The sequence below is a fragment of the Cerasibacillus sp. JNUCC 74 genome, from assembly GCF_053667775.1.
Genome location: NZ_CM132207.1, coordinates 3,202,227 through 3,216,052, shown reverse-complemented (window position 1 = coordinate 3,216,052; position 13,826 = coordinate 3,202,227). Strand labels below are relative to the sequence as shown.

The 13,826-nt window shown below is 37.8% G+C and carries 9 protein-coding genes; 7 read left to right on the top strand and 2 right to left on the bottom strand.

Annotation, left to right across the window (positions count from 1 at the left end; translation table 11 throughout):
* Positions 1–228: 228 nt before the first annotated feature.
* Positions 229–1,578 (bottom strand): CoA-disulfide reductase, encoded by a 1,350-nt coding sequence (locus tag JNUCC74_RS14340; protein WP_454065869.1) that lies wholly within the window; start codon positions 1,576–1,578, stop codon positions 229–231.
* A 499-nt stretch (positions 1,579–2,077) separates the two neighbouring features.
* Positions 2,078–3,424: a sodium-dependent transporter gene (locus JNUCC74_RS14335; protein ID WP_454065868.1), complete on the bottom strand. Its 1,347-nt coding sequence runs from the start codon at positions 3,422–3,424 to the stop codon at positions 2,078–2,080.
* 992 nt (positions 3,425–4,416) lie between these two features.
* On the opposite strand from JNUCC74_RS14335, the gene JNUCC74_RS14330 reads away from it, so the two are divergent.
* The 7 genes from JNUCC74_RS14330 to JNUCC74_RS14300 all read left to right on the top strand — a co-directional run bounded on the left by JNUCC74_RS14330 (position 4,417) and on the right by JNUCC74_RS14300 (position 13,544).
* Positions 4,417–6,000, top strand: a complete 1,584-nt coding sequence (locus tag JNUCC74_RS14330) for a Na+/H+ antiporter NhaC family protein (RefSeq protein ID WP_454065867.1) — start codon at positions 4,417–4,419, stop codon at positions 5,998–6,000.
* A 100-nt stretch (positions 6,001–6,100) separates the two neighbouring features.
* Positions 6,101–7,270, top strand: a complete 1,170-nt coding sequence (locus JNUCC74_RS14325) for an aminotransferase class I/II-fold pyridoxal phosphate-dependent enzyme (protein ID WP_454065866.1) — start codon at positions 6,101–6,103, stop codon at positions 7,268–7,270.
* Positions 7,271–7,276: 6 nt separating this feature from the next.
* Complete coding sequence (locus JNUCC74_RS14320) at positions 7,277–8,926, top strand: thiamine pyrophosphate-dependent enzyme (RefSeq protein ID WP_454065865.1); 1,650 nt, start codon at positions 7,277–7,279, stop codon at positions 8,924–8,926.
* Between the two features lie 20 nt (positions 8,927–8,946).
* Positions 8,947–10,434, top strand: a complete 1,488-nt coding sequence (locus JNUCC74_RS14315) for an aldehyde dehydrogenase family protein (protein ID WP_454065864.1) — start codon at positions 8,947–8,949, stop codon at positions 10,432–10,434.
* 69 nt (positions 10,435–10,503) lie between these two features.
* Positions 10,504–11,676, top strand: coding sequence for a saccharopine dehydrogenase family protein (locus tag JNUCC74_RS14310; protein WP_454065863.1), 1,173 nt, complete (start codon positions 10,504–10,506; stop codon positions 11,674–11,676).
* A gap of 363 nt (positions 11,677–12,039) precedes the next feature.
* Positions 12,040–12,789 carry an IclR family transcriptional regulator gene (locus JNUCC74_RS14305; protein ID WP_454065862.1) on the top strand — a complete coding sequence of 250 codons (750 nt, stop codon included), beginning with the start codon at positions 12,040–12,042 and terminating at the stop codon, positions 12,787–12,789.
* A 431-nt stretch (positions 12,790–13,220) separates the two neighbouring features.
* Positions 13,221–13,544 carry a DUF3870 domain-containing protein gene (locus JNUCC74_RS14300; RefSeq protein WP_454065861.1) on the top strand — a complete coding sequence of 108 codons (324 nt, stop codon included), beginning with the start codon at positions 13,221–13,223 and terminating at the stop codon, positions 13,542–13,544.
* The last annotated feature ends 282 nt before the right edge of the window (positions 13,545–13,826 follow it).

The window sequence follows — 13,826 nt, the reverse complement described above, 5'->3', positions numbered from 1 at the left end:
AATTAGTTCGGATTTTTCTTTTATAAAAGTTTCCTTATTCCAGTAAACATTCGCATCTAGAGTTGATCTCTTCTTTATGTGGTAACAAGAGCCCTAAAAGCCAGGAAGATGGTAGGTAAGTGTTCATAACAGGGATCAGGCAACCAGTACAAAAGATTAATATAAAAGAAAAAGCATATAAATCATCCAGTTTTACTTATTCATGAGCTTTATAGATAGAATTTTAAATCACTTGTCTTCAGCTAATAAAGTAATTGCTTTATATCCAAGGATGTTAATTGGGTCTTTAGGACTTGAATAAGGGGGTGCATAAGCGAGCTCTAACTCAGGTAAATCATAAACTGTCAGCTTGCTTTTTATCGCTGTTGAAAGGATGGCTAATCGTTTATCGGCACCCGCATACCCGACTACTTGTCCACCATAAATACGACCATTTGCGGCATCAAACAATATTTTAATCCAGAGTTTGTCTGCGCCGGGAAAATATCCTGCACTCGATAGGGTTTCTATTTTAGCTTCTTTATAGTCGATTTTTTGCGTTTCTAAACGATAGCGGTTTAAACCTGTTGCTCCAAGTGTTAAATCAAAAAGTCTGAGTATACTGGATCCAATTGTTCCGTAATAAGGGATTGATTTACCATTAATATGGTTTGCTATAATAAATGCCTGACGATGTGCTGGCCAAGCCAATGCAATATTTCTCGGCTCTCCTGTTATAAAATCCTTTGTCTCAACGGCATCACCTAGAGCATAAATAGCCGGATCGTCGGTTTGCATAAATTCATTGACAACGATAGCTTCAGTTTTGCCTATGGATAAATTTGCTTCTTTAGCTAGTTTAATATTCGGCCTAATACCAACGGCCATAATAGTTATGTCTGCTTCTACTACTTTTCCACTGTTTAAATGCAGTGTCTTTCCATCATTAGAAAATTCCTGTAATCTATCATTAAGAATAAGGTCCACGTTTTTATTATTTACATACTGATGAACTATTTTAGCCATATCATCATCAATTGGGTTCATTACTTGGTCTGAGCGATCAATTAATGTGCATTGTATTCCTCTTTCATGCAAGTTTTCTAACATTTCGAGACCAATAAAGCCGCCACCGATGATAGCAGCTGTTTTTGGTTGCTTTTCTTCTATGAATGTAGCGATGGCGTCCATATCTGGAATGGTATGCAGATTGAATGTGCGCATTTTATTCATACCTGGAATGGATGGCATTACTGCAGTAGCACCTGGGGATAAAATAAGTTGATCATACGTTTCCGTAAATTGTTTAGATTGTGAGACATAAGTAATCATTTTATTTTTGCGATCTATTGCTGTTACTTCTGCGTATGTTCGGACATGAACATTGTATTTTTCTTCAAATTTATCTTTAGGGTATAAAATATCATTTCGATTAGCTACTGTTTTTCCAAGATAGTAAGGCATGCCACAATTGGAAAAAGAAACATAACCATTCTTATCAAAAAGAATGATGGTAGTGTCTATATTGTCTCTTCGTATTTGAGCTGCGACGGTGGCACCACCACCAACTGCACCAACGATGATCATTTTTTTTGCCAACTTGAAACACTCTCCTTTGATATAGCTTGTAGTAAGACCTCCAATTTTCCATGAGGTGAAACCTAGGAGAATAGTGGAGGTCTTATTGCAAGTCGAATGCCGATTCTGTTTATCAGTGGGGGATAAAAGAAAATCCCATTGATTGAAGATTCACGTTATCTTTTAACTGAACCTCCACTTCAACAACGAGTCGCCCCTCATTCATAATGTGTTTTTATTTTCTAAGTTAACAGCTTTATTTAACTAATAAGAATGTTTTTTAGTTAATTTTCTCTATCAAATGCGTTTAAAAAAGCGGAACATGACAAAAGGTCTGCGCTGACAGCTCTTAAGCAAATGGAATATCTGCCCTTGATAAGGAATGTAAAAACAAGTAGCAAAGAAATACACTGTATCACATTATCTTGATACCTCGAGAAAGAATTCAGGTTAGTTTGGATAATAGGTACCCGTTTGTTAGTGGAATAACAGTTTATTCTGAGTCTACTTTAATTCTACCCTAAATGACGCCAATCGAACCTAAAAATACGATAATAATTGTAATCGGAGCAAGCCATCGTATTAATTGATACCAGATACTATACATCGTATCTCCTAAATTATTTCCATAGTTGAATTCTTTATAAATGAGTTGTTTATCCATGGTATAGCCAATAAATAAAGAAATAAATAAACAGCCGCCAGGCATAATAATATTGCTAACAAGAAAATCGGAAGCATCGAAAAATGTTTTTCCAAAAATGGTGACATTCGCTAAATTGCTAGATGATAAAGCGGCTGGTATTCCTGTGATAAATACAAGGATTCCTGCTATAACAGCTATTTTTTTACGGGAACGTTGTTTTTTTTCTGTAAAGGCAGCAGTAATAATCTCCAGCATGCTAAAGGATGAAGTTAAAACTGCAAATAAAAATAATAATAGGAATAGACTTAAAAATAATTCTCCAAACGGCATTTGCGCAAATGCTTCTGGTAAAACAATAAATAAAAGACCTGGACCTTCTGTTGGCTCTAGCCCAAACGCGAAAACGACTGGAAAAATAGCGAGACCAGCCAATAGAGAAACAAAAATATTCATCATCGATACATAGCCCGCTGACGCAGGTAAGCTTACATCCTTCTGTAAATAAGAGCTATAAGTAACCATAACAGAAACTCCTACAGCAAGTGAGAAAAATGATTGACCGAGGGCATATAAGATACTTTCTGCATTTAATTTGGAAAAGTCAGGTTGAAGGAAAAAACGGAGACCTTCCATCGCTCCTTCAAAGGTGACAGACCGAATAACGAGAATAATGAAAAATAGAAATAATAATGGCATTAAAATTTTACTTGATTTTTCAATTCCATCTTTAACCCCAAACGAGACAACAACGATATTGATCAGGATAAATAACAAATGACCTAATAAAGTTATCCAAGGACTTCCGGTAACTGTAGCAAATAAATCAGCATAGTTTGCTGTATCGTGTATTATTAATCCTGGAATCGATATAATGCTATAAGTGAGAACCCAGCCACCTACCACGCTATAGAAAGACATTAAGATAAATGCCCCTGCTACTCCCCAATGACCAATAAATCTCCAAGGGGTTCGTGGCGGTGCTAACTTTTGATAAGCAGAAACTGCTTCTGCTTGTGCACCCCTACCAATAATAAATTCAGCAATTAAGATCGGAAGTCCGATAATCAGTGTAAAGGCGATAAACAATAAGAAAAATGCACCTCCACCATTCATCCCAGTCATATAGGGAAACTTCCAGATAGCTCCTAACCCGATAGCTGCCCCCGCTGAGGAGAGAATAAAGCCAATTTTAGAAGCCCACTGTTCTTTCTTTTTGAGCATAAACGTTTTCTTCCTTTCTTTTTAAAAATAATAGTGCGTAATGTTTTACGTACGTAGCTTAAACTTAAGAAGACAGCCTGAGTAAAAGCAAGATATAGCAAGGTTTTCTGATAAAAAATGAAAATAGAGAGGTAGGATTCTCCTCTCTTATTACCAATAAGGGAATAAAGCAGATAATTCAAGCGAATCATTGCTTTACAGATGTAGCGGCTATCTTTGGAAAGATAAGAATAGATTTGTCAAACTTTAAGTAGAGCATTGGTAATGTAAGCAATTGAGTTTAGGATGTTGATATGCGATGTGTGCAAAATTATCTATATAAAAATAGTATTTTAAAAGGTTGTTTAAAAAGACCGGTAAAATAATTGCTCTTTATCTTTCGTATGAAAAAACGTAACTACAATTTTATTAAATGGTGTTCTGTCAACCACCTTTCAAAACTCCAGTTTATTACATCGCTAATCAAGTGCCTGTGCTTTTATGTGCTCCTTTTTGAACATGCACTTTAGATTACGTTTTACTTTAGTAACTTTTTTAAAAAAAGTCAAGTGTCATTTTTCTCAAACCCAAACCCATTTAAACATCTTATAATTCCCATGTAAGAGTAGAGAACATGTCCCAATACTTGAATAATTTAGGGCTGGCTCTTAGACTCCCGAGCTAGCATTTTAAAGGATGCTTAACGTTTTCCTGTTTAACCGCAATAATGGATGGTTGTATCTTAATAATTTAAAAATTACGAACGGAATGAAAGTATAGATTATTAAATATTATAAATAATAACACTTTATGAATAATAATAAAGCAGATGTAGAAATGGAGGTGATTCTTGCAGTATAAAATTGCTTTGATTAATCATTACTTTTCTTTCTGTCAGACGATCTCCAGTTTGTCTATCGTTAACGGGGTTTGTACTTCTGTTATTTTTTCTTACAAAAAGATGGTGTTCAAAAGTCTGGTGACTCAGAACACAAACTAAAAAGGAGGATTTGATGGAAAACACGTTCTGGTCATTAATTCCACCAATTTTAGCGATTGTCATGGTTTTATTAACGAAAAGGGTGTTATTATCGCTGGGAGTGGGAATCATTACCGCAGCTTTGTTTATTGCCAGTTTTCATATTGGAGAATCTCTTTTATTCGTTTGGGAAGCGTTTAAAGGCGTATTTGTAGAAGAAGGTCAACCAAACACATGGAATATTTTTATTTTACTGTTTGTATTAATGCTTGGAATATTGACAACGCTTGTAACGATGATGGGAGGGACGAGATCGTTTGCTGATTGGATGATTCGGAGGGTGAAAACAAGAGCGGCTGCTCAACTAATGACAATGTTACTAGGAATTATTGTATTCGTAGATGATTATTTTAATAGTCTTACAGTTGGGCAAATAGCAAAGCCGGTTACAGATAAAATGCGAATCTCTCGTGCGAAATTAGCATATATTGTTGACTCTACGTCTGCACCAGTTTGTGTTACTGCGCCGGTATCCAGCTGGGGAGCCTATATTATAGGAATTATTGGGACGGTATTATCAACTCACAGCCTTACAGATATAAGTGCATTCCATGCATTTATAAAAATGATCCCGATGAATTACTATGTTTGGGCAGCTTTAGGAGTTGTAGTTGTCATTGCTTTAAAGCAAGTTGATTTTGGTCCAATGAAAGCTCATGAGCATCGAGCTATTCAAACAGGTGAGGTATTGAACCCTGATCGCAAAAGCAAACTAGATCCTGCACGTAGTCTACCAGTTAGTGAGCTTAGCAGAATAAAAGACTTGCTCATTCCAATTATTAGCTTATTTATTGGCACAATAGCTGCAATTTTCATCCATGGTTTATTCAGCATCGAAACGGGAACAAGAACGTTAATTAATATTTTTGGAAGTGCAGATGTATCCATTTCTTTACTTATTGGTGGTAGCATTGGATTAATCACTACATTTATTTTATTTATAAGGCATATGATAAAAGGTGTTTTTTCTTTTCACCATTTACTAAAAGGTGTATTTGCAGGCGGAAAGTCAATGATGCCTGGATTTAACATCTTAATTTTCGCTTGGACAATTGCTACGTTAATACAACAGCTTGGCACCGGGAGTTATTTAGCAGAAATTGTTGAAGCTGCAAATCTTAATCTGTATTTTCTTCCATTTATCCTATTTATCATTGCTGGTTTTATTGCCTTTTCCACCGGTACTTCTTGGGGAGCTTTTGGTATTTTGCTGCCGATTGCGGGAGAGATTGCTGCAGCCACCGATGTGACATTAATTTTACCAATGTTAGCTGCGGTACTAGCGGGAGCTGTCTTTGGCGACCATTGTTCACCAATATCCGATACAACGATTCTTTCAGCTACAGGATCTGGTTGCGATCACATTGACCATGTTATAACACAAATTCCCTATGCATTTTTGGCAGCTGCTATGGCTGGCTTAGGATATATTATATTTGGTGCGACAAATAGTGTGTCACTTGGTTTAGCAGTCGTGATTGCTAGCATTATTGGGTTGTTTTTTGGCTTGAGAAAAAGAAAGGTAGATACAGATAAAGAAACAAAATTATTTTTATAAAAAGTAATTTCTGTATATTGCTAATTTAACAAACGTCTATTATACTGTTGTTAGGTAAATGAAACAACATTTCGAATAGTGGAATAATAGGAGGAAAAAAATGACCTATGTTTCCGATAAGGTTAAGCATCTGCCGCCTTATTTATTTTCTCAATTTCAAACAAAGAAAGAACAGCTAGAAAAGCGTGGTGTGGATGTAATTGATTTGGGGATCGGCTCTCCGGATTTACCAACACCTGACTTTATTTATCAAGAGTTAATCGAACAGGCAAAAAAGCCGGAAAATCATCGGTATTCGAGTTATAGTGGGTGTATGGAGTTTAAAGAAGCAGTTGCCTCGTTTTATGCGAAACGGTATCAGGTTGATCTTGATCCAGAAACAGAAGTACTCACGTTAATTGGTTCCAAAGAAGGAATTGCTAATCTCATTCAAGCAGTGATTAACCCGATGGACAAAGTAATTGTACCTGATCCTGGTTATCCGGTTTATCGTAAAGGAGTTCATCTGGCTGGGGGAATAAGTGTATCTTTGCCCTTAGATAAAAAGAATGGATATATTCCGCAGCTAGAAACTATTCATTTCACAGATGCAAAAGAAGCTAAGCTAATGTTTCTTAACTACCCGAGTAATCCAACGACAGCCGTAGCTAATTTAGATACCTATTTGGAAGCGGTTTCTTTTTGCCGTGAGCATCAGATTATACTAGCAAATGACGCGGCTTACGATTTAGTAACATTTGGCGATTATAGAGCTCCAAGCGCCCTAGAAGTTCCTGGAGCAAAGGATTGGGTTGTTGAATTAGGTTCATTATCAAAAAGTTTTAATATGGCGGGGTGGAGAATAGGATATATCGTTGGGAACCGAAAAGTAATAAAAGCACTTTCGACATTAAAGAGTAATTTGGATACGTGCCAATTTATTCCGATTCAAAAAGCAGCTGCAAAAGCTTTGCGCAGTGATTTATCAGTAGTAGCAGCTAATAATGCTATATATGAACAGCGCATGGAGAAGTTGTATGCTGCCTTATCCGAAATTGGGATTACTGCTGCGAAGCCAAAAGGAACGCTCTTTATTTGGGCACAAGTTCCATCAGGGGAAAGTTCTATGTCATTTGCAGAAAAATTGTTGGAGAAAGCTGGAATTATTGTTACTCCGGGAACGGCTTTTGGAGAAAGCGGCGAAGGATTTATTCGCATTTCCTTATCTGTCCGTTCAGATCAATTGGATAAGGCAATTCTAAGATTGGGAAAATTCGGTTTAAAGAGGTGACCTTTTATGCAAACGACGCGAGCAAAAGAAACAGCAGCGAAAGCGATTATTGAATGTTTTAAGCGGGAGCAAGTAGAACAAGTATTTTGTGTTCCCGGAGAAAGTTATTTGCCGGTACTCGATGCACTTTATGAGGAAAAGTCAATTCAAGTTATCTCTGCTCGTCATGAAGGTGGGGCAGCTTTTATGGCGGAAGCATATGCAAAGTCTGCTTTAAAACCAGGGGTGGTTATGGCGACAAGAGGAGTGGGGGCTGCTAATTTATCGATTGGGGTGCATACAGCTTATCAGGACTCTACCCCAATGGTGGTGTTTTTAGGTCAGGTTCATAGTAAATTTCGTGGTAGGGAGGGGTTCCAAGAAATTGATTTAGAACAGTATTTTCAATCTATCGCAAAATGGGCTGTTGAATTAAAAGATGCAGAACGAACACCGGAAATTGTCCAGCGAGCATTTCGAATTGCAAGTTCAGGAAGACCTGGACCTGTAATTATTTCCTTGCCGGAAGATGTGTTAAAACAGGAAGAAATAATGCACTACGCTCCGGTTATTCCAAGACCAAAGCCTGCACCGTCTGCAAGTGAACTTATTGAAGTGGAGGCACTGCTAGCTGATGCTCAAAGACCTGTGGTTATTGCCGGGGGTGGTGTAAAGCAGGCACGAGCAGAAGAGGAATTAAAAAGGTTTGCTGAAATGTTCTATATTCCTGTGTTTACAGCATTTCGACGACATGATGTATTTCCCAATGATCACTTACTTTATGGAGGACATCTAGGCTTGGGAACGCCAAAGGAAATTTTAGAAACAGTTAGGCAGGCAGATGTTGTATTAGCTTTAGGAACACGTTTATCCGAGGTCACCACACAGGACTATTCCCTTTTTTCTCCAGAACAGAAAATAATCCAAATGGATATTGATTTTTACAGTATCGGAAAAAGCGTTGCTCCTGTTATCGGAATGGTTGCGGATATGAAGGAAGCACTCTTACGATTAAACGAATTAGAAGTAAAGGAAGCTTGGTCAGAATGGGCCTTTCATTGCAATTCTGTTTATACAAAAACGAGTAGGTTAGATGTGACTGAGCATTCACCGATAAATACACAAATTATCGATTACTTAATAAAAACGTTACCAGAAGATGCAATGATTACGAATGATGCGGGAAATTTTGCTGGCTGGGTACATCAATATTATATTTTTAAACATTCACATACGTATGTCGGGCCTACTTCCGGTGCCATGGGCTATGGATTACCCGGCGCTATTGGTGCTAAATTAGCTTTTCCTGATCGTCTTGTCATAGGATTTAGCGGTGATGGTGGATTTATGATGACGTGTCAGGAATTAGAGACAGCCGTAAGGTATGATATTCCAGTCATATGTTTAGTCTTTAATAATAAAATGTATGGAACCATTCGCATGCATCAGGAAATGCATTATCCGGAAAAAGTGATTGCAACCGATTTAGGAGAAATTAATTTTATGGATTTAGCTAAAAGTGTAGGTGCCATAGGATATCGAGTTACTTCCATTCAGGAATTTAAAGTCGCTTTTATAGAAGCATCCCAAGCAAAACAACCAGCATTGATTGAAGTGATGAATGACAAAGAGCAAATAGCTGTTTCGACAACGATTACCCAACTTCGTAATCGCTAATCATATAGGGAGGTTTAACAATGACGACATTTATTGAAGTGGATACGTTAAAGAATTATATCGCCGGAAACTGGGAGGAAGCGGATAAAACAACAGCAGTTATGAACCCTGCAACGGGAGAAGAAATTGTTCAAGTGCCATTGTCGAATCAGGAACAAGTCAATAAGGCTGTTGCTGCGGCAAAACAAGCTCAGAGAAAGTGGGCTCTAGTACCAGCACCACAACGTGCGGAAGTGCTATATCGAATGGGTAATTTAATGAAAGAAAATAAAGAAAGGCTGTCACGCATTCTAACAATGGAAAACGGAAAAGTACTTGAAGAAGCTAGAGGAGAAGTTCAGGAAGGAATAGATATGGCTTTTTATATGGCTGGGGAAGGACGCCGTTTATTTGGGCAAACGACACCGGCAGAATTAAAGGATAAATTTGCTATGAGTCAGCGTTATCCTGTTGGTGTTGTTGGAATTATCACACCTTGGAATTTCCCAATTGCTATTGCTACGTGGAAGTCTTTTCCTGCCATCGTCGCCGGAAATGCTGTTATTTGGAAGCCTGCAACAGAAACGCCTTTAATGGCTTATGAATTAGCAAAAATTTTTGCTGAAGTAGGTTTGCCGGATGGAGTACTTAATGTTGTATTTGGCAGTGGATCCGTTGTTGGTGATGCGATGGTTCATCATGATGATATACGTGTTATTTCCTTTACCGGTTCCAATGACACAGGACGGCAGATTGCTGCGAAATGCGGGCAGCAATTAAAAAAGGTTTCCTTGGAAATGGGAGGAAAGAACGCTGTTATTGTGATGGACGATGCTGATTTAGAGTTAGCAGCAGAAGGCATTATTTGGAGTGCTTTTGGAACGAGTGGTCAGCGCTGCACAGCATGTAGCCGGGTCATCGTTCATGAGAACGTGAAAGCAAAGCTTGAAGAGCGATTACTGGAAAAAATGAAACACTTAACAATTGGTAATGGTTTAGATGAAACAATAAAGGTGGGGCCAATTATTAATGAAGCAGGGCTGAATAAAATTAAGCGGTATGTTGAGATTGGGAAGGAAGAGGGAGCTACCTTACTTGCTGGAGGAGAAGTTTGGCAAGGAGAATTAGGTGGAAACTTTTTTAGTCCAACTTTATTTACAGATGCAACTCCGACGATGCGAATTTCCCAGGAAGAAATATTTGGTCCTGTTGTTTCGTTGATTCCAGTAAAGAGTTTCGCAGAGGCTATTGAAGTAAATAACGGTGTTTCTTATGGCTTATCCAGTTCCATTTTTACAAAAGATGTGAATCGTGTTTTCCAAGCTCAACGTGATTTAGATACAGGAATCGTTTATGTTAATGCTGGAACTACAGGTGCAGAAATTCACTTGCCCTTTGGTGGAACGAAGGGAACAGGAAATGGTCATCGCGATTCAGGTGTGCAGGCTTTAGATGTATTTACAGAATGGAAAGCAGTTTATATCGATTACAGTGGTAAGTTACAACGAGCCCAAATTGATGTTGAGTAAATCATTCATTGATTTGTGAGATATTCGAAAACAATTTTATGTTGAAATCTTGAAGAAGGAGTGGATTTGGTGAAAATAGGAGTATTGGGTGCTGGTTTAATGGGGAAAGAAGCGGCTCGGGATTTAGTATCGAGTGAGAGTGTGTCTGCCGTTGGTTTAGCAGATATTGATAGAAATAGAGCACAGTATGTATGTGATCAGTTACAATCCACGAAACTAACAGCCTATCAAGTAAATGCAACAGATGCTATCGACTTAGCGACCTATATGAAACAATTTGATGTAATTATTAATGCACTGTTTTATTCATTTAATGAAATTGTTGCTAAAACGGCGATAGAAGTTGGTGTCCATGCTATTGATTTAGGGGGGCACATTGGACATATAACGGATAAGGTATTAGCAATGAAGGAGGCGGCAAAGAACGCTAACGTCACATTAATTCCAGATCTAGGTGTTGCTCCAGGGATGATCAATATTTTGTCTGGCTATGGAGTTAGTAAACTCGATCACGCAGAGGAGATAAAGCTATACGTTGGCGGAATTCCTGTTAAACCAGAGCCACCATTGGAATATAATCATGTATTCTCCATGGAAGGAGTGTTCGATCATTATACAGATCCGTCATTGATTATCCGCAATGGAATGAAACTGGAGGTCCCATCCTTATCTGAAGTAGAAACGGTTTATTTTGATCGGTTCGGACCACTAGAAGCATTTCATACTTCTGGAGGGACTTCAACACTATCTATTTCCTATCCACATTTAAAAACACTGGAATATAAAACCATTCGTTATCCTGGTCATGCTGAAAAATTTAAGCTGCTTGTTGATCTGAATTTAACAAAATTAGACTATCAGGTAGAGATTAATGGACAAAAAGTATGTCCAAGAGATGTATTTTTAAAGGTTCTGGATCCGATTGTGGAATTAGAAGATAAGAAAGACGTTGTATTATTACGTGTCATCGTTGCTGGTGAAAAGTCGGGTACGACTACCGACCATATTTATGAAATGATCACATATAAGGACGAACAAACGAACGTTACAGCGATGGCAAGGGCTACTGCAAATACCATCTCTGTCGTAGCGCAAATGATTGCTGGTGGAACGATTACGAAAAGAGGTGTCTATCCACCAGAACAAATTGTTCCCGGCGAAGAATATATTCAAGAGATGAAACGACGTGGTGTTTATATTGCAGAATATGATGAGGTAAAAGAAGAGCGTGTAACTTTATAAGGGGAGAGCGAGTGAAGTTATTTTTAATGTTGTAAATGTAAAGAATGCTTTTACCTTTACTATGCTGTAAAGGATGCAGGGAATGATCCGGCTGGGTGTTACTATGTAATGTAATATTGACATAGATCCCCAGCTTCTCTTTACAGTACGGTTTAAAAGAGGATAAACCGTGGTCGGCTAGGTTGAGGTTACCTTTTGAAAAAGAAGAACATATTGTCTAAGTGGAATGTAGTACCACTGTTTTAACCTCTGGCAACCTAACGTTCTGTACGTAGGATTTGGACAATCCTTTACATTTATGATTGCCGTCAGCTTTACACAAATACGGAACAGATAAATGATAGCTTATTAAGGAGCCTGGATATGAATCAGAGTGTGCTAAAAGCTTTAAAGCTGTTAGAGTTATTTAACGAGGATGTTGAGGAGTTATCCTTAAAAGAAATTGCTGATGAGGGCAACGTACCAAAGCCGACAGCGTATCGATTATTGAGCTCCTTGGAATATAGTGGTTATATAGCAAGGACAAACGAGGTTCAAGGAGGGAAATATCAATTAGGATTAAAATTATTGGAACTGGGTAATTTAGTAGCAAATCGATTGGAAGTAAGGGAAGTTGCTTTACCACTGATGCAACAATTAGCAAAAGAAATTAATGAGGTTATTCATCTAGTTATTGTAAATCAAAATAAAGCAACTTATATTGAAAAAGTAGAAAGCTCCCGGGCACTTAGACTGTATACGAAAATAGGAAAAAGTGTGCCATTATATATTGGATCAGGGCCAAAGTTATTGCTGGCATTTTTACCGGAGGAAAAACAACAGCAAATCATTCATCAATCGCGACTTATCTCTATCCAGCGACCGATTAATAAAGAAGAATTGGTAAAGGAATTACAGCAAATTAAGGCTGATGGCTTTGCATATAGTATTGCAGAACAGGACGAGGATACAACTGGAATCTCGTATCCTATTTATAACTATAAGCGTAAGGTTATTGCTGCTTTGGCAGTAAGTGGTCTATCAAGCCGTTTTACAGGTGATAATTTACAAAGGATTAAACATAAATCAAGCATTAGTGCTGAAAATATATCGAAGCAGCTTGGATACAAATAGACCACTTATGTATATACGATGAATTCTAATCATAAAGTTATAAAGGGGGAAAACTTGTACTACGATAGCGATGATCATATCTTAGATATTCTACGGCCTTTTTAACACTATAGGAAAGTATAAAACATTAGGCTTTATCCCGCATGTAAGGTGCCGTAATACTACCACATTCAAAATTATGGAGAATAAGGAGAAGTCTAAGTGGTAGAAAACGGCACCTAAATGCCCGATTGGTTCAAGGGCCTTTAGGTCATACCCTTGTGGTACTAACATTCCGTGTAAAAAGCATTCCACGGAATGAAGTTTCACTTTATCGTATAAGAAAAACGGTAGCTTGCGCCATAAAGACTTGCGACAAGCCAAGTATTTTTAAGTTTTTTTAAAAAGAAAAATGGGGGAAGAACAATGAAAAACATTGGGGGAAAGAAACCATGAAAACAGTTTTTATAGCTGGACATGCACGACTACCATCAGGAATGGCAGCTCAAAGCATTTATGAAACGTTAACGATAACAGCAGAAATTGACAAGAAGTATGGAGTAATTGTAGCAGCTGGATGCACGTTAGCCACAAATCACGGCAAGGAATTTGTTCAGCAATTATTACGCGGTCATAGTTTGCAAGATGGTATTGATGAGCCCGTAGCAATTTTGAAATCCCACTACTTAGGAAAAGCTGGAAATGCATTAGCCTCAGCGCTTAAAGATTTATATAGACAATATGAAGTACATCATCCATCCGTTATTGCGAAATAAAAAAATCTATTGCACATAGAAAAACGATTGCTAAGGGTAAGCTGTCGCTTGTTTTTTCAAAAAAAGTAAGTACTCATCTCTTGCATCGATTGGTGAAAAACTTTTTGTACGTATTGTTTGTCTAGCAAGCGCTCGTGCTACTAGCGAACTTCAATCTCTTTCCTAATATAAATCAACATCGCCTGAATCTAAAGGAAGACCGACTAAAAGCCGGCTTGCTACTTAGGCGTTGGCATACTCCTATTTAAGAGGCATGTTTCCTTTCTCTCGAATGTAAGAAGC